The organism is Lentibacillus cibarius, from assembly GCF_005887555.1.
In the GTDB taxonomy this organism is placed as follows: Bacteria; Bacillota; Bacilli; order Bacillales; family Amphibacillaceae; genus Lentibacillus; species Lentibacillus cibarius.
The window spans coordinates 3,474,296-3,491,906 of record NZ_VCIA01000001.1 but is presented as its reverse complement, the minus strand read 5'-3'; the positions used below and the strand labels follow the sequence as shown (position 1 = coordinate 3,491,906).

The window sequence follows — 17,611 nt, the reverse complement described above, 5'->3', positions numbered from 1 at the left end:
CCGTATTTTATCGATGTTTTTAAAGACAAAATACAAATTCAGCAAACAACGATCCTTGAAAAATAGATTTCCGTATCTTTTATCTGCCAATAATTTTATTTTAACAAATTAAATAAAAGTTCATAACCCTTTAAAACCGTTTGTTTCCGGATTGTTTGACGATCTCCATAAAAGGTGTATTTTTCCGTCTGCTGCTTCCCGGATTTTTCATGAATGGTGATGAATACCGTTCCTGCCGGATGCCCCTCTGAACTGCCCGGACCCGCAACGCCGGTAAAGCTAATACCGATATCTGCATCCATAAGCGAGCTCACGTTTGCAGCCATAACTGAGGCACATGGTTCACTAACTGTACCATATTGGCTAATCAGGTCGGAAGGCACACGTAACACATTTTCTTTTACTTTCGTGTCATAGCAGACAATCCCGCCGCGGCATACGTGAGAAGCTCCAGGTATAGCGATTAACCTGTCTATAAACATTCCTCCCGTCAAACTTTCAGCTGCGGCTACGGATTTACCCTGATCCTTAAGTAGTTCCAGAACAGACGCTTGCAGTGATTGTTCATCTTCACCGTAATAATGCTCTCCAACCTTGTCAAGAACATCCTGTTTTGTCCGTTCGATTAGTTTAAGCGCTTCTTCATCGGTTGCGGCCTTAGCTGTCAGTCGGGTCGCTATCCCTTCATTCTGCGCAAGTGGAGCGATTGTCGGATTTGTTTGCTGCTGGATTAGATCTTGCAATTCATGTTCAAGACGGGATTCACCAATACCGATGAACCGGAGCATAACTGATTTGATAATCGTATCTTCTCCTAATAGGCGCTGAAGGTATGGAAGTATATCATTGGCCATCATCCGCTTCATCTCATGCGGTACACCCGGCAAAAAAATCCACGTTTTATCCCCGTATGAAACAATCATTCCAGGGGCCATTCCGGTTTGATTATCAAGAATATCCGCATCAGCAAACACACGAGCTTGTTTCCGATTATTTGGTGTCATATCTATTTTTTGTTTAGCAAAATAAGCTTTAATTTTTTTCATGGATGGCTCATGTTCCACTATTTCCATACCAGAAAGCTTCTGAAAAGCTTCTCTTGTTAAGTCATCCTCTGTCGGGCCTAATCCACCTGTGACGATGATAACATCAGACCTTTCATTGGAAAGCTTGAACTGTTCCTCTACTCGCTGAAGATTATCACCAACAACAGCATGATGATGCACATTGATACCAATTGCTGCTAATCTTTGTGATATCCACTGTGCATTTGTATCAGCGATCTGGCCTAGTAATAATTCTGTACCTACTGCAACAATTTCCGCACGGATGTTTGTCATTATTTCGAACCCCTCATTACATGCCAATTTTTAACAAAATACTCATAACCTGATAGTACTGTGAAAAATAGCGCCGCATAAAGCATAACCATGCCAAATGGGAAGCCTGCAAGCGCGAACGGAAAGTTATGAAGCAATAAAACGGCTATTGCAATCATTTGCGTGGCCGTTTTTATTTTTCCCATGCTGCCTGCCGCCAATACAATGCCCTCGCCGGCGGCAACCAGGCGTAACCCGGTCACGGCAAATTCTCTGCTAATAATAACAATCGTAACCCATCCTGGTGCCAACCCCATTTCAACAAGCAAAATAAGGGCTGAGGCAACAAGTAGCTTATCAGCAAGCGGGTCTAAAAACTTCCCCAAATTCGTAACCAAATTATACTTTCGTGCATAATAACCATCTACCCAATCCGTTGCCGCTGCAATAATAAATAATACTGCTGCTGCCAGATGGGATACAGGCAGCACGTTTTCACCAATCATCCATTCTCCCCAACCCAGCGGTACACTAAGTAAAACAATAAAAATCGGAATTAAAAAAATACGTGATAATGTCAATTTGTTCGGTAAATTCATACCCCATACCTCCTGCGTGATAAGACCCTTCCCTGTGTTCATCCCACATGTAACTGGCAGCAAGCCCCCCATTAAGCTCACGGAACGAGATCATGGTTACGTAGGGGCGGCAACTGCCAGGTCGTTTACCAATCAGTCTGTTTGATCGCCATCTTTATTCAGGTTTATCCAAATGTGCTGAAACACTTCTTTTTCAGGGTCGACTGGATATGTTAATGCTAAGCCATCAATACTAACATCCAGATTTGGGGCACTTCCTGCATTAATCCAGATACGATCTTCGTCCGAAACATCCAATTCCAAAGGCGACTCATCTTCCCCGAACATATTTGAAAACAAGGATTCACCATTACCGTTTTCCACTTCCAGCCACGATTCACCTGATGTTTCAATCTTGAGGGTTATATCGTTACTGGCATGCTTTAATGTGAGTGTTGATTCCGGGGGACTGCCTGAACCTCTTTCTTCAACAACAAGTTCAGGGGAGGCGTTGTCAATATCCTCATTAGATGACGAATCGGTTTGTTCATCCTGTTGATCCTGTTGTTCCGAATCAGATGTATCACCGGGGCCATCTTTAGTGCCTGTATCGTTTTCTTCCGGATATTGTCCGTCTTCTTGTTCACTGTCGCCGGAATCACGGATAATTGCATTGTCCTCCTGTGGTTCTTTTGGTTCGTTATTATTATCAGTGTCTGGTGACGTATCCTGAGCAAAAAACCATACGACAGCCATAATACCAATAATTAATAGAACAACAATCACTGTTGGTATTAATGAAAATACAGAAGTGCCTTTTGCAGGACTGTTATCCTTTCTCGACCGATGTATGTACGTATACTGTGATGGCGTTTCTTCTTCGGTCTGCGGTATTTCGTCTTTATGTTCTTCCATTAATTCTTTTGCATCAAGACCAACCGCTGAGGCATATTCTTTAATAAATGCCCGTGCGTAAAATTTCCCTGGCAAAATCCCAAAGTTCCCCTGTTCGATTGCATCCAGATACCTTTTCTGTATTTTTGTCATATCCTGCAACTTATCCAGCGACAAGTTTTTCGCTTCTCTTGCTTCCTTTAGTCTTTCGCCGATTTCCATAAATAACACCATCCATTTTAAGAAAACTTGAATCGTTTATGGTGAAAGCTTGCGCCTGCACTTAAAAGTCAAACATTGAAAAACCATCTCCCTGGCCGAACTGGTTATTTTCAACTGGTTCGTATGTAATCTCTTCATTTTCATTACTGCGAAGTTCGATGATATAGTCAAAGTCACTCAATTTGTACTCGGTCTGCTGTACAAACATATCAGGATGCTCAATTACTTTAACGGCGGACAGCTGCATAATTTCACGAATCAGTTCCCAATGTTGTTCGTTGGCTTGCCTGGCAGATACAATGCCGTCAATAATGTAAAGATTATCGGTGCTGTACTCGCCCTTAATTAATTCTTTTCGGATGGTTTGCTTTAGTAGCGTACTCGAAACGAATAGCCATCGCTTATTTGCACAGACACTTGCTGCCACAACTGATTCCGTTTTACCAACACGCGGCATTCCACGAATACCAATTAACTTATGTCCCTCTTTTTTATACAGCTCAGCCATAAAGTCAACCAACAGTCCAAGCTCATCTCGGACAAACCGAAACGTTTTCCGGTCATCCACATCACTTTGAATATATCGTCCATGACGAACAGCCAGTTTGTCGCGCAGTTTCGGTTTGCGCAGTTTCGTTACTCGTATTGTATCCATTGTCTCCATAATTGATTTCAATCGAATAATTTGTTCTTCTGTTCTGGATAAGAGCAGCATCCCACGTCTTGAATTTTCCACACCATTAATCGAAATGATATTGATGGAAAGCATCCCAAGAAGCGAGGAAATATCGCCTAATAAGCCAGGTCGATTATATTGAATTTCATATTCAAGGTACCATTCTGTTTTTTCCATTATTAGCCCCTCAAAAAACATACTTTTGTTTATTATCATATCCATTATACTATAATAAAGTATTTTGGGCATTGTGAAAAGGAGATTATATCGAAAAAATAAAGAAGCTGTACGTGTTGACAGCTTCTTTATCGTACAACTATCTTATTTTGTGTTTCCTTGATTCTGTACAAGTTTGACCATTGCATTGGCAATTGCATGACGCTCATCATCAGATGCAGCAGTCCAGATTTCCTGAAGAACAGCTTGCTCGTTATTCTTAGCATCGGTACTATTTGCTAAATAGTCACCAACTTCATACGCCATATTCGATATCGTTTGCTGTCCCATCCCTTGTGATTGCGCTTGCTCAAGTCTGCTGGCCAAAAAGTCTTTCCATGTGTCAAAATTATCAAGAACAGACATGTGAATCTGCCTCCTTCTTAAATTTTTCACACTTAGTATTCGATGTTTTGGCCTGATTATACATTATGATTAGGATAGCCACCCACCTGTTACATGCATAATTTCTCCATTGATATAGCCGGACTTTTCATTCATTAAAAAACTAACTGTATGTGCAACATCATCCACAGTGCCAGCTCGACTTGCAGGAATGTCCTGTATAATCATATCTTTTTCATCCGCCAGCAAATGTTCGTTCATTTTTGTTTCAATAAATCCCGGGCTCACGGCATTCACGGAAATTCCGGACGGTGCAACTTCTTTCGCAAGTGCTTTGACGAAACTGTTTTGCGCGCCCTTAACCGATGAATACACGACTTCATTGCTGGCGCCTACTTCCCCCCAGATGGATGTAACCATAATGATTTTCCCTTTTTTCCGTGCAATCATTTGAGGAAGCACGTGTCTGGATATAAGCCATGGCGCTTTCACATGCAATGCCAGCATGTTGTCCATGATGGTTTCTTCTGTATCCTGAAAAAGCCCAAAATGTGCTTTCCCACTTGCGAATATGAGCGCATCTATAGGAAGTGTAAGCTGTTTTAACAAATGATTCAGCCCACCTGAAGTACTAAGATCTGCCTGTATCTCCATTAGAATTGACTCTTGGTGCAAATCTGATTTATTTCCTTCTAACGCCTTCTTATTCTGATGGTAATGCAAAATCAGCTGATCACCTTCAGTGACAAGCTGTTTATATATGGCGGTACCAATATCGCCGCTTGCACCAATTACTAATACGTTTCTCCCCATATAATCCTTATCCCCTACTCATTGACAATTTTACATACTGCTAAACGATTTTCCTGAATCCAATCCTGGACAAATCCTCCATTGTCAATGATTGGATAGTAGGAATAATGGTAAATAAATCAATACCGACTGTATCATAATGAATGTATTTATTTGCAATGAACTCCAAAGAATTCATTGCTCGTAATAGCTGACCAATTTTCTTTTTCTTCATGCGCTCAACTTCTTCAGCAGTAAACGTAGCTTGATTTGTTGATGTCAGCATCTTCCGTAGTTTATCAGCAAACAGATCAGGATTAGTGGTATTCCCACCAATCAAAGAGTACCCGAAATTTTTCTCCAAATTCGTTTCAAAGTGGAAGCTTTCGTCAATTAGCTGCTCTTCGTATAATTGCCGGTAAAAAGGGCCGCCTTTGGAAAAGTAAAAATCAAGTACCATATTTTGCAATAAGTCTTTCTTCAGAAAAGCATCTCCTCTGAGAGCAGTAGCCGATTCCTTAATGCCAATGGTACACTTCGGGACCGAAACAGGCATGGCAATTTTATTTTCCTTCTGCGCTACAGTGGAAGGCTCTTCAGGAAATTCGCGTTTCACTTCTTCCATTTCAGCAAAATGTTTATCTTGCTGGTTGGTCTTGATCAATTTCATCATATGTTCGGCATCGAAGTTCCCAGCAATAAAAAGCGTCATATTGCTGGGGTGATAAAACGTGTGGTAACAAGTGTATAAATCATCCTTGTTAATCGTACGGATGGAATCAACCGTTCCGGCAATGTCAACCTTCACGGGATGATGGTGAAACAGACTCCGGAGTGTCCCCATGAATGATTGCCAATCTGGCTGATCATTGTACATTTCAATTTCCTGTGCAATAATTCCTTTTTCTTTCTCGACTGACTTATCTGAAAAGTAAGGATCTTGTACAAAATCGAGTAATGTCTCGACATTTTTGTCAATTTGATTGGTAGCAGCAAATAAATAGGCTGTTTTGGTAAACGATGTATAAGCATTTGCCGAGGCTCCTTGTTTACCAAAGTCAGCAAACACATCGCGGTCTTCTTTTTCAAACATTTTATGTTCAAGGAAGTGAGCAACTCCTTCCGGCACGGTTACTTGTTCCGTCTCATTGATTGGGACAAACGTTTGGTCAATCGAACCATAATTGGTTGCAAAGATACCGTATGTTTTTGCCATTTCGGGTTTTGGTAGCAGGTAAACGGTTAGGCCATTCGTAAGCTGCTCCTTATAAAGAACTTCTTTAATCGTATCATAGGAGAATTTATTCACTAGAAGCGCCTCCTTTACTCGTCAGCAAATAAATGGTGTCAAGATCGCATTTGTTTGCTGCATTGACGACATCTTCTTTACTGACATTTTTGATACCCTCCACCAGGTCAAGTGGCGACAATTCTGTATCTGCTACAACTTGTTGATATAAAAGCTCTATCAGGCCCCTGGAATCGTCCATCGTCTCCAGCAACTGATTAATGATTAATGCTTTTGTGTTGGTCATTTCTTCTTCAGTGAAATCGCCGTTTTTCATTGCCTCCAATTGTTTCTCAATGATTTCACGTGCCTGTCCATAATCTTCAGGGGCGATTCCGCTAAATACAAACAAGAGCCCTTTGTGACTTTCAAATTTTGATGCGGCATAATACGCCAGACTATTTTTTTCTCGAACATTGATAAATAACTTAGAACTCGGGAAACCGCCGAACAACCCGTTAAAAACATGTAGTGCAGCGTAATCGCTGTCAGCATAGGTTATATGTGTCCGGTATCCAAAATGCAGCTTTGCCTGTTGGATTTCCTGCGTTTCTATCATTTCATTCGGTCCGCCCGACTGTTTTTCCGAATCTGGTTCCGCCATAGCTTCTTTAGAATCCCAGTCACGATCACGTTCGAATTCACTTTTTATTTTTTCTTCCATAACGCCACTTTCGAAATCACCTGAAACATAAATGTCAAGCTGATCTGTTTTCAAAACAGACTGGTAATAAGCGTACAGATTTTCAGCTGTTATGGACTTTAAATCGTCCTCATAGCCTTGAACATGCAAACCATACCGTTCATTGCTGCACATTTTATCAATAAGGCGCATATTTGCATAACGCATTTTATCGTCAACGATACTGTTCATTTTTTGTTGCAGTGTAGACTTTTCTCTATCTACAACAGAAGGAAGGAATGCTTCATTTTCACTAATAGGATGAAAAATGACTTCCTTCAATAAGTTAACCGCCTCGTCCATGATAGACGCTTCATCTGAGATAAATTTTTGATTAGCTGTTTCCAGACGAATGGTAATGATGTGGTTGTTGCCTTTTTTGGAGCTATCCACCGATAAAACAGCACCATACAACTCATCAAGCTTAGCCTGCATAGCACTCCTATCCGGATAGGTAAGCGTCCCCTGCTGTAGAACATATGGCAGTAGTGCCCGTTTGGTTATCGTATCCCTTGACAGAGGTGCTCTAAATTTTGCGGTGATGCTGACAGTCTTGAATTTTTTCCCCGGGACGAGATGTATATGGACTCCGTTCCCGGGAATAACCGTTTCCAGCTTTTCGGTCATCAAGGTAGCCTCCTTTACTTATGTAATGAATACAGCACATAGCTATAGTGTATACTTATTTATATCATATTATAGCAAAAACCTGTGTTGTTTGGTTCTGGGCAACACAGGTAGTTCAATTTCCCATTATCTCGTTCCTTAAATATATGGCGCAGAGCGAAGAATTCCCTGTTGCGGGGTTACTTGTTCGGCTAGGAAGAAAAGATGTTAACTGCTGGATAGGAATAAGGAAAGTTACAAGTTGAAATCGAAATGTCCGTCATGGTTATTTCAACCCACGAACAAAGGCGCAAGCGCCCTTGCAGGCTAAGAACGCGACGTCCCTAGCGTTTCCTTAAAACATGAAAACTGAACATATCCGAACGGAAGAAGTTGACCGAATATAGTACAGGTTCATCTTCAGCTGTATAATGCATTTGCTTAAGCAGTAATAATGATTGTTCAGGATCACATTTAAGAATCTCATATATCCGGTCATGGTAACTGACAGGTTCAATATATGTTATCGCATATGCTATCCTGTTTCCAGAATACGCTTCCATCAACTTGAATAGTGAATCTGTCTGATGCACCCTATCTACGGGTACAAGTCCCTCAGGCAATTTGTCAATACAAAATACAACCGGCTCATTATCCGCTGTCCGGACACGTTCAATTTTCACAATCGATTCCAGTTCTCTCGGTGCAAACTTCTGCCTCTCGTCAGCTGTTGGCTCCAGAAACTCAGTCGTTAAAAACTGTGATCCCGGTGTTTTCCCGGATTCTTTTATCATGTAAGTCACACTGTTTAACTGTTCGATACCTGATGAAAAAATTGGTTTGGGATTAACAAACGTCCCTACCCCATGTTTACGCGTCACGATATTCTCTTCCTCAAGTATACGTAATGCTTCACGCAACGTCGCACGGGAGACACCAAGTTCCTTGGACAACTGGAATTCAGATGGAAGCTTTTGTTTCGGTTTGTATTTACCGCTTTCAATATCTTGCTTAAGTTGATCGATAACTTGCAAATATAATTGACGCGAATCTATTTTTAGCGACATATTGTCTCCTTCCTAAACTATGAATGAGCTACTGTTAGAAATCTGATGTCTGACATATAACTGTTAAATTCGACATAAATATAACATTTTCTCCAAGATAAATAAATAGCTACGGGAGAAGTTTCTCAAGTTTTAAAAATTAAGACCCTAGAGTAGAAAGGCGGGCGGTTACTCCTTATATCAGTAGTACCGCCCTTCAGCACAAAGTCTTATGATGTCTTTTCCTCATTCATATGTGAGACGAGTACAGTACGTGGCTTACTTCCTTCATATGGACCAACGACCCCTCGCTCTTCCATGGCGTCAATAAGCCGTGCAGCACGGTTGTAACCAATCCGGAACCGCCGCTGCAGCATCGATACACTGGCACTTTGCATTTCAGTAATAAGTTGGACTGCTTCATCATATAATTCATCATCGACATCTGAAGCCGCTTCACTTGTTTCTTCCGGAATCATCTCTTCCTGGTAAGATGCTTTCTGCTGATCAATACAATGATCGACAATACGCTCCACTTCTTCGTCAGATAAAAACGCTCCCTGTACCCTCATCGGTTTAGAGGAACCAACGGGCATGAACAACATATCTCCACGTCCCAACAGCTTTTCAGCCCCACCTGCATCAAGGATGGTCCGTGAATCCGTTGCAGATGATACGCTAAATGCAATCCGGGAAGGAATATTTGCTTTAATGACACCAGTGATGACATCAACAGAAGGGCGCTGTGTTGCCAAGATTAAGTGAATACCGGCAGCTCTTGCCATTTGTGCAAGTCTTGTAATCGCATCTTCCACATCGTTGGAGGCGACCATCATCAAGTCGGCAAGCTCGTCCACCAACACAACAATATATGGCAGATTTGGCTGCTGCTCCTCTTCCGGAACTGTTTGGTTATACTTGCGGATATATTCATTATATCCTTCTATATTACGTGTGCTAGTATCCGAAAATAATTCATAGCGCCGTTCCATCTCATCAACAATTTTCTTCAATGCTCTAGATGCTTTTTTAGGGTCAGTAACAACGGGCGTCAATAAATGTGGTATTCCATTATAGACATTCAGCTCTACCTTTTTAGGGTCAATCATCATCATTTTAACTTCATGTGGTTTAGCGCGCATTAAGATAGTCGTAATGATTCCATTTACACAGACACTTTTCCCGCTTCCTGTCGCGCCGGCTATAAGCATGTGCGGCATTTTACTTAATTCAGAGACGACCGCATCACCAGATATATCGCGGCCAAGTGCAAATAATAGTTTGGCAGATTGTTTAGCGGGTGAGCTGTCGAGAACTTCTCTAAGTGAAACCATGGCAATTTCCTCGTTCGGCACCTCAATACCAACTGCAGATTTACCCGGTATCGGTGCTTCAATCCGGATATCTTTGGCAGCTAAAGCTAAGGCAAGATCATCATGTAAATTAACTATCTTACTAACCTTAACACCTGCTTCAGGGGAAACTTCATATTTCGTTACAGCGGGACCGACATGCACTTTGGTTACCCTTGCTTTCACCCCAAAACTTTGAAAAGTCCGCTCCAATTTCCGTACAGTAGCCTGAATTTGTGACTTCTCCTGTTGCTGGGAACTTTGTGTTGGTTCCGCTAATAGATTGGAAGAAGGCAGCTCATATTCATGGTTTTCCGTTTCAGTCATTGGTAGCGGACTATCCTCATACACCTCATGTTCCTCGTGATCCTCATGTGTGCCATCTAATCCCGTCTCCGCTCTATGACTATGGTCCGCCTCTGGCATTTCAGTTGCGGGCTTCGTATTTTTTTCTGGTGGCGGTGGATCAAACGAATACGCTACATCCGTAAAGTCTTGAATTAAAGGCTCATCTTGCTCATGATTATTTGCAAGTTCTATATCTGGAACATCACCAATGTCACTATCATTCTCTTTTCTGGAAACCTTGAATTCCAGTAGCCGCTCCTTCATTGAACGCATCATAGCCGCTATTCGTTTTGCAACTTTCGCAAAGAAGTCTCCCAACGAAAAGTCTGTCATAAAAATAATACCAATTAAAATGGAAAAAATAGAAACGATTTTCGCACCAGCAGCAGAGAATAAATAGTAACTAAATACGAGCAACATAGCACCAATCATTCCGCCCCCAGTTTGAGCAGCATCACCATCACCATTAACGAAAGTAATAATACTGTCCCATGTAGCGTTGATTACTGACTGGTTAGCCGGTATGGCAAGCAGACTTTCATATGTTTCTATGTGAGTAAAGAGTAATAAACCACCAAAGATGATATAAAAACCTATCATTTTTTTACTGTGAAATATCGGCAAACGTCGCTTGATCATCAATATTATTCCTGTTAGCAGCAGAAAAACAGATGCAATAAAATACCAGATTCCTAGAAAAAACCGAAAAATATACTCTAGACCACCGGGAATCGCGCCATCACTTATAGCACTGGCCCCGCTTCCAAAAATAGCTATAAATAAAAAAAGCAGTCCGAGCAATTCAGATTTTACTTGTTTCGTTAATTGGTTCTTCTTATTTTTTCTTTTTTTCTTTGCCAACATAATCACCTCACTAACACGAGAACCAACAGTAATGTGTCAATCTGCCTGCAGTAACACAACAAGGCTAAGTATTTATAAGTAAGCGGCACCCATATATTTAGTAAACAAATTCTTAGAAATGAAAAGCATTAAACCCCCTTGCCATCTAGCAGACAAGGGGTCTCGTTGACAATTAGTTCCATTATAACACAATTATCACCATTTGACGTATGGTTTACTTTAAAATAGTTCCAGGGGTGTAGTCACCATTCATAAAATCATTTGGATCCGTCGAAATTAGCTGCAATAATTGGTATTGTCCATCTTCTAATTCCTCAACAAATAATTGCTTACCTTTGTGCGATACACAGTGTCGCTTATTAAGCTCTTGTTCGGAAACAGGAAAAATGTCTGTTTCCGAAAGAGGCGTATATAAAATCATTGAATCACCTGCTCTTCTGGCCCTTTATTCTCATCAATCATTTCATTCAGTTTTTGCATGGCTTCTGTTACACCACCGATACCATCAATCAATCCATATTCGACGGCATCATCACCGACGACATTCGTTCCTATATCCCTAGTCAGGTTCCCTCTTGCAAACATGAGTTCCTTAAATTTCTCTTCCTTAATATTAGAATGCTGGGTTACAAAGTCAACTACCCTGTCCTGCATCTTATCCATATATTCAAATGTCTGCGGTACACCGATGACCAGCCCATTTAATCGGATAGGATGAATAGTCATCGTCGCTGTTGGCGTGATAAACGAATAATCTGCAGCAGTAGCGATTGGTACACCTATGGAATGGCCGCCACCTAAAACAATGGAAGCAGTTGGTTTTGATATGGATGCAATCATTTCTGACAGGGCTAGACCTGCTTCCACATCACCACCGACTGTATTAAGCAAAACAATTAACCCCTCTATTTTAGGATTTTGCTCGATAGCGATAAGCTGCGGTAACATGTGTTCATATTTTGTCGTCTTATTTTGTGCGGGTAGCTGTACATGTCCCTCAATCTGCCCAATAATTGACAGTACATGAATATTGGAATCAGGTGCTTGCGGGACATTGGATTGGCCCAACTGCTGTATCTTTTGTACTAATGACGAATTATTCGCCTGATCACCCTGGTTCTGATCACCTTTCTTTTCTGGTTCTTTTTCCATTTATGGTCACTCCTTTTTACATGCTCATCCCACTAAAATTAGTATGAACAAAGAAGAAAAGAACCATGCAGACAAACGAAAAATATCGGCATTTAAATGCCGATATTTTTAAGCAAATTTTTTAACGTATCTTTTTCTGAATCGGTGAGTGACACAAGCGGAAGGCGGACATTTCCGACATCAATCCCTTTCATGTTCAATGCCGTTTTAACCGGTGCTGGTGAAGGTTGGGCAAACAGGCCGTTCATAATTGGTACCAACTTACGATGAATTGATGCAGCCCTTACCGTTTCCCCTAGTTGATAAGCATGAACCATATCCTGCATTTCATTTCCGGCAATATGTGATGCAACCGAAACAACGCCATCGGCACCAACAGACATCATTGGCAGCGATATACTGTCCTCACCGGAATAAACACTGAAATCATCAGCTGTATGCTCAATAATCTTAGACACCTGATCAAGGTCACCACTAGCCTCTTTTACCGAAACGATATTCTCCATTTCACTTAAACGAATAATCGTATCAGCATCCATCTTCACAACGGAACGCCCCGGGATGTTATACAGCATAACCGGTAAGGTGGTTTCACGTGCAATTGCTGCAAAATGCTGGTAAAGCCCTTCAGGATTGGGTTTATTATAATATGGCGCAACAAGCATGATTCCATCGACACCTAGTGTTTCAACTTCTTTTGTCAAAGCTATGGAAGCAGCTGTATCATTACTTCCCGTTCCAGCAATGACTGGTACACGATTATTCACCGTTTTAACGATGTGCCTAAAAAGGGTTATTTTTTCTTGCTTGGTAAGTGTAGGTGATTCACCGGTTGTTCCGCCTGCAACGAGTCCGTCACTTCCGTTGTCAAGCAAATGTTCAATCAATTGATCTGTTTTATCCAAGTCAATTTGACCATGCTCATCAAATGGAGTTACCATCGCGGTTAAAATCCTACCAAAGTCCATTAAATGACACCTTTCCTTAAGAATTCCAAAAACGGAATTAAACAGGTTTTTTATTTACATTATCAAGTTCAAAAACATCATGCAGTGCATTAACAGCCATTTTTAAATCTTGTTCATGGATTAACACCCAAATAGTCGTGTGGCTGTCTGCAGATTGCAGTATTTGGACACCTGCACTGGTAAGTGATTGAACGATTCGTGATGCAACACCTGGCACCCCGGTCATTCCAGCTCCAACGGCGGATACCTTGGCACAGTTTTGCGTAATTTCCGGATAAAAGCCCAGTGTCTTTAAAATATGCACTGCTTTTTCTGTTTGTGCATCCGGAACAGTGTATATAACACCAGTCGGAGAAATATTAATAAAGTCAACGGAAATCCCTGCTTCAGCCATTGATTTAAAAACATCTGACTGGAGCCGGTGTGTTTCTTCTTTCGTCTGGACTCTTATTTGTGTTATCGAAGACATATGGGCAATGCCAGTAATTAGGCGATCAGAAATATCTGTACCAAGCTCTTGCACCCGTGAAGCTGTTATAAGCGTGCCTTCATCCTCAACATAAGTGGATCGAACACGCATGGGGATTTTTGCCTGCATGGCAATCTCCACAGCCCTTGGGTGGACTACTTTGGCGCCCTGGTATGCCAGGTTGCATATTTCTGTATAGGTCACAATATCCAATGGCCTGGCTGAAGAAACCATATTTGGGTCTGCTGTCATTACTCCATTTACGTCGGTAAATATTTCAACGCTTTCTGCATTCAATGCCGCACCAACAGCAGCAGCGGTTGTGTCACTACCGCCACGACCGATAGTTGTTATGTCTCCACGCTCTGTACGGCCTTGAAAACCCGCTACAACAATAACATCATGTTGTTTAAATGCTTCAAGCAAATGATCCGGTTTCACTTCCTTAATTTTAGCCTCTGTGAAATCGTCATTTGTTATAAATCCGGCTTGCGCTCCTGTCAGCGCCCCGGCATTGATATGATGCTTCTGCAGCTCATTTGAAAGTACAACTGACGCAATTGTCTCACCACAGGACATGAGTAAATCCAATTCGCGATTGGAATTGTAATTCTTTGGAAAGTCAACCAGCTCCAGCAATGTATCCGTTGCATATGGAGCTGGTTTCCTCCCTAATGCAGATACAACGACGACTAGTTTATAATTGTTCATCAAAGAATTTTTTATATGCTGAATGACATGATTTCGAGTTTCTTCGGATTGTACAGACGTACCCCGAATTTTTGAACCATTATCTGCATTATTCCACCTCAATCTTTTAAAGCCATTTATGATGAATTAATCGTTCAGCAATTTGGATGGTGTTCAATGCAGCACCTTTGATTAGGTTATCAGACACTACCCAGAAATGAAAACCATTGTCATTATCCAAGTCTTTACGAACACGACCTGCAAAAACATCTTCTTTATCCGTGGCACTTAGCGGTGTCGGATACGTCTGTGTTTCAGGATCATCTTCCAAAGTGACACCATCAGCTCCATCGAGAACTTTCCATATATCTGCTACTTTAAGATTATTCTGCCCAACTTCAGCATACACACTTTCTGCATGGGACGTGAAAAGAGGCAATCTAACACAAGTAGCTGCTACCTGAAGTTTTTCGTCATGTAGAATTTTTTTGGATTCATTGATCATTTTCATTTCTTCAAACGTGTAACCATTATCCTGAAAGACGTCAATCTGGGGCAGGGCGTTGAACGCAATCGGAAGGTGCTTTGAATCTCCTTTAACCGGCAACAGTTCCGAGGTCAATTCTTCCCCATTCATATATTGTTTTGTCTGTTCCTCAAGTTCATTACATGCTTCATTGCCTGCCCCTGATACCGCCTGGTACGTTGATACGATGACACGTGTCAAACCAAAAGCTTTCTGTATCGGTTTCAGCGCCGCAACCATCTGTATCGTGGAGCAATTCGGATTAGCAATGATACCATTATGTGACTGTAAATCTTCTTCATTTACTTCCGGAACGACAAGTGGAACATTCTCATCAAGCCGAAAAGCGCTAGTATTATCAATTACAACGGTACCATGTTTCACCGCTTCCGGCGCAAGTTTTTTAGAAACCGATCCACCAGCAGAAAACAGTGCTATATCAACATCCGCAAAACTTTCAGGTGTTGCTTCCTCAACCGTTATCTCCTGATTATTAAAGAACAGTCTTTTTCCTGCTGACCTCTTGGACGACAGAAGCCTCAATTGATTTATAGGAAGATTTCTCTTTTCCAATAGCTGAATGATCTTTTGACCGACCGCGCCGGTAGCGCCTACAACCGCAATATTAAAAGCTGCTTTGTTCCCCATTTGTTCTGACACCTCACTGAAATTGATAGATTCATTTTATTGTACCATATTTTTGCCTTTAATGCGGAATAATGACTGGTTGAATCTGTTCATGTTGTAGTGCCGATTCGATCGTAGCGGATAGCTGACTCATGTCAGAAACAAGCGAATTGGGCTTTTTGTTTGGATTATCCTGACCGTAAGGAATAAAGTAATAATATTTACTAGCCATAAGGCGCATCAGATTTACACCATTCATTCCAAGTGCGTCATTAGTAGCTATACCGAGCACAACTGGTTTTTGATTCCTAATCGTTGCTTTTGCAGCCATTAACACCGGCGTATCTGTAAGCGCATTGGCAAGCTTGCTCATGGAGTTTCCGGTCAATGGAGCTATTACCATACAATCAAGCGGAAAGTCCGGTCCAAGCGGTTCAGCTTCAGGGATTGTTCTAATGGCACGTTTGCCAGTAATCGATTCAATCCTGGCGACATGATCGGCTGCATAGCCAAACTTGCTGTCAGTATTCTGAACGGTGTAGGAAATAACCGGTACAACCTCGGCTCCGGCTTTCATCAGATTTTCAAGCTGCGGGAATATTTGATCATAGGTACAGTGTGATCCGGTAACACCAAATCCGATTCGTTTTCCTTCTAATCCCATTATTGATTCTCCCCTCGTTTGATTAGAAATTGTTTAATGACATCGGCCAATATTTTTCCGGCTGTTTTCGGAGCAACAACGCCCGGTAAACTTTTGGCCAATATTGCTTTAATACCTCGGTGTTCAGCATAATCAAAATCCGTTCCACCCGGCTTAGATGCAAGGTCAAAGATAATCCCATGAGGTGGAAGGTGTTGGATTTCATTTTTTGTTACAACTCGATCCGGTACCGTATTAATGAGTAAATCACATTCACCAGTATGTTCATGCAGCTCATGAAATGGAATAGCAGTGTGTCCCAACTCGGTTATCCTGGCGAGATCCATAATACTTTTGGCACAAACAGACACTTTGGCACCGAGAGCTGCGAACTTATTTGCCACCGTAGTACCAACTCTTCCAAATCCGACAACAATCACTCGCGATGAATGAATGGTATAATCAGTATGCTCGATTGCCTTCATAATCGTGCCTTCCGCGGTTGGAATTGAATTATAAATAGCAACATCATCCCGATCGAGTAAAGGAATAAGTTCCACATTAGAACGTCCTGCCGCGGCATCTAAATACGAATTGGAAATCCCTGTAAATACAATAGAAGTATCTTTCAATCCACTAAACCAATCTTCAGTCAGCTGAATAGTTTTATCGGAAAAAACCGTCTCCACATATCCTTCCTGATCGGTTCCGGTAATCGGTAAAATAATGGCATCCAGCTGACCCTGATCCAAATCATCAAAATCTGTCTGATGTAACCCTGTAAATCCTTGCTCTAATTTATCAAATCCTATTAAGTGGATGGTTAATTCCGGCAATACCTGCAGCTGACGAATTAATTCCAAATAACGTGCATCTCCACCTATTACAGCGATTTGTTGAGTCATTCGTTTAATTTCCCTCCACACATCTTGCTATTTCAATTCTTTTATAGCTTATGTGCAAATCGCAAGTTAGTGATTAAACACACCAAAAAAAGCCAGTATCATTAATGATACTGGCTTAAACGAGTTTGTCACGACTCAATCATAATCATATCTTCGCCGATCTTACGGATGGAGCTCCACCTGATGGTCGTTTCAGCACCTTCTTTTTTCAATCCGAACCATTTATAACTTGGGATAACAAACGATTCTATCTGGCCTGTTTTTTCGTCAATTTCAAGATCTGTCTGACCTAACACACCGAGTCGTGCACCTTCATTAACGTCAATTATTTCTTTGCCGCTGATATCTTTATAACGCATATGATCGCCCCCATAGACGTGGTTACTCCATACATATTCCGGTA

The 17,611-nt window shown here is 41.4% G+C and carries 17 protein-coding genes and 1 pseudogene; all 18 read right to left on the bottom strand.

The features are described 5' to 3' along the window. Nucleotides 1–95 precede the first annotated feature (95 nt). The 18 genes and pseudogenes from FFL34_RS17145 to FFL34_RS17060 all read right to left on the bottom strand — a co-directional run bounded on the left by FFL34_RS17145 (nt 96) and on the right by FFL34_RS17060 (nt 17,567). Nucleotides 96–1,340, bottom strand: a complete 1,245-nt coding sequence (locus FFL34_RS17145; RefSeq protein ID WP_138604527.1) for a competence/damage-inducible protein A — start codon at nt 1,338–1,340, stop codon at nt 96–98. Beyond that, nucleotides 1,340–1,918: a CDP-diacylglycerol--glycerol-3-phosphate 3-phosphatidyltransferase gene (pgsA, locus tag FFL34_RS17140; RefSeq protein ID WP_138604526.1), complete on the bottom strand. Its 579-nt coding sequence runs from the start codon at nt 1,916–1,918 to the stop codon at nt 1,340–1,342. The genes FFL34_RS17145 and pgsA overlap by 1 nt, the downstream gene beginning before the upstream one ends. 132 nt (nt 1,919–2,050) lie before the next feature. Further along, a complete protein-coding gene (locus FFL34_RS17135) occupies nt 2,051–3,013 on the bottom strand; it encodes a helix-turn-helix domain-containing protein (RefSeq protein WP_138604525.1) in 963 nt (320 codons plus the stop codon). 61 nt (nt 3,014–3,074) lie between these two features. Further along, complete coding sequence (locus FFL34_RS17130) at nt 3,075–3,866, bottom strand: YmfK family protein (RefSeq protein WP_138604524.1); 792 nt, start codon at nt 3,864–3,866, stop codon at nt 3,075–3,077. Between the two features lie 144 nt (nt 3,867–4,010). Next, nucleotides 4,011–4,271, bottom strand: a complete 261-nt coding sequence (locus FFL34_RS17125; protein WP_138604523.1) for a DUF3243 domain-containing protein — start codon at nt 4,269–4,271, stop codon at nt 4,011–4,013. 69 nt (nt 4,272–4,340) lie between these two features. Next, entirely contained in the window at nt 4,341–5,063 is a 723-nt protein-coding gene (gene ymfI / locus FFL34_RS17120) for an elongation factor P 5-aminopentanone reductase (RefSeq protein ID WP_138604522.1), read from the bottom strand. 40 nt (nt 5,064–5,103) lie between these two features. Further along, nucleotides 5,104–6,351: an EF-P 5-aminopentanol modification-associated protein YfmH gene (gene yfmH / locus FFL34_RS17115; RefSeq protein ID WP_325053284.1), complete on the bottom strand. Its 1,248-nt coding sequence runs from the start codon at nt 6,349–6,351 to the stop codon at nt 5,104–5,106. Then, complete coding sequence (gene yfmF / locus FFL34_RS17110; protein ID WP_138604521.1) at nt 6,344–7,639, bottom strand: EF-P 5-aminopentanol modification-associated protein YfmF; 1,296 nt, start codon at nt 7,637–7,639, stop codon at nt 6,344–6,346. Before yfmF ends, yfmH begins: the two co-directional genes overlap by 8 nt. Before the next feature lie 323 nt (nt 7,640–7,962). Beyond that, on the bottom strand, nt 7,963–8,685 hold the full coding sequence (locus FFL34_RS17105) for a GntR family transcriptional regulator (protein WP_138604520.1): 723 nt from the start codon (nt 8,683–8,685) through the stop codon (nt 7,963–7,965). A 209-nt stretch (nt 8,686–8,894) separates the two neighbouring features. Next, nucleotides 8,895–11,228: an FtsK/SpoIIIE family DNA translocase gene (locus tag FFL34_RS17100; RefSeq protein WP_138604519.1), complete on the bottom strand. Its 2,334-nt coding sequence runs from the start codon at nt 11,226–11,228 to the stop codon at nt 8,895–8,897. Between the two features lie 214 nt (nt 11,229–11,442). Then, nucleotides 11,443–11,649, bottom strand: a complete 207-nt coding sequence (locus tag FFL34_RS17095; protein WP_181954913.1) for a YlzJ-like family protein — start codon at nt 11,647–11,649, stop codon at nt 11,443–11,445. After that, nucleotides 11,646–12,380: a ClpP family protease gene (locus FFL34_RS17090; protein ID WP_138604518.1), complete on the bottom strand. Its 735-nt coding sequence runs from the start codon at nt 12,378–12,380 to the stop codon at nt 11,646–11,648. Before FFL34_RS17090 ends, FFL34_RS17095 begins: the two co-directional genes overlap by 4 nt. Nucleotides 12,381–12,472: 92 nt before the next feature. Continuing rightward, nucleotides 12,473–13,348, bottom strand: a complete 876-nt coding sequence (gene dapA, locus FFL34_RS17085) for a 4-hydroxy-tetrahydrodipicolinate synthase (protein WP_138604517.1) — start codon at nt 13,346–13,348, stop codon at nt 12,473–12,475. Nucleotides 13,349–13,385: 37 nt separating this feature from the next. After that, nucleotides 13,386–14,617, bottom strand: a pseudogene (gene dapG, locus FFL34_RS17080) (aspartate kinase). A 17-nt stretch (nt 14,618–14,634) separates the two neighbouring features. Beyond that, nucleotides 14,635–15,681: an aspartate-semialdehyde dehydrogenase gene (gene asd, locus FFL34_RS17075; protein WP_138604516.1), complete on the bottom strand. Its 1,047-nt coding sequence runs from the start codon at nt 15,679–15,681 to the stop codon at nt 14,635–14,637. A 58-nt stretch (nt 15,682–15,739) separates the two neighbouring features. Beyond that, nucleotides 15,740–16,324, bottom strand: a complete 585-nt coding sequence (gene dpaB, locus FFL34_RS17070) for a dipicolinate synthase subunit B (protein ID WP_171046422.1) — start codon at nt 16,322–16,324, stop codon at nt 15,740–15,742. After that, nucleotides 16,324–17,208: a dipicolinic acid synthetase subunit A gene (gene dpaA / locus FFL34_RS17065; protein WP_138604514.1), complete on the bottom strand. Its 885-nt coding sequence runs from the start codon at nt 17,206–17,208 to the stop codon at nt 16,324–16,326. The genes dpaB and dpaA overlap by 1 nt, the downstream gene beginning before the upstream one ends. Before the next feature lie 128 nt (nt 17,209–17,336). Beyond that, on the bottom strand, nt 17,337–17,567 hold the full coding sequence (locus FFL34_RS17060) for a YlmC/YmxH family sporulation protein (RefSeq protein WP_138604513.1): 231 nt from the start codon (nt 17,565–17,567) through the stop codon (nt 17,337–17,339). Nucleotides 17,568–17,611 lie beyond the last annotated feature (44 nt).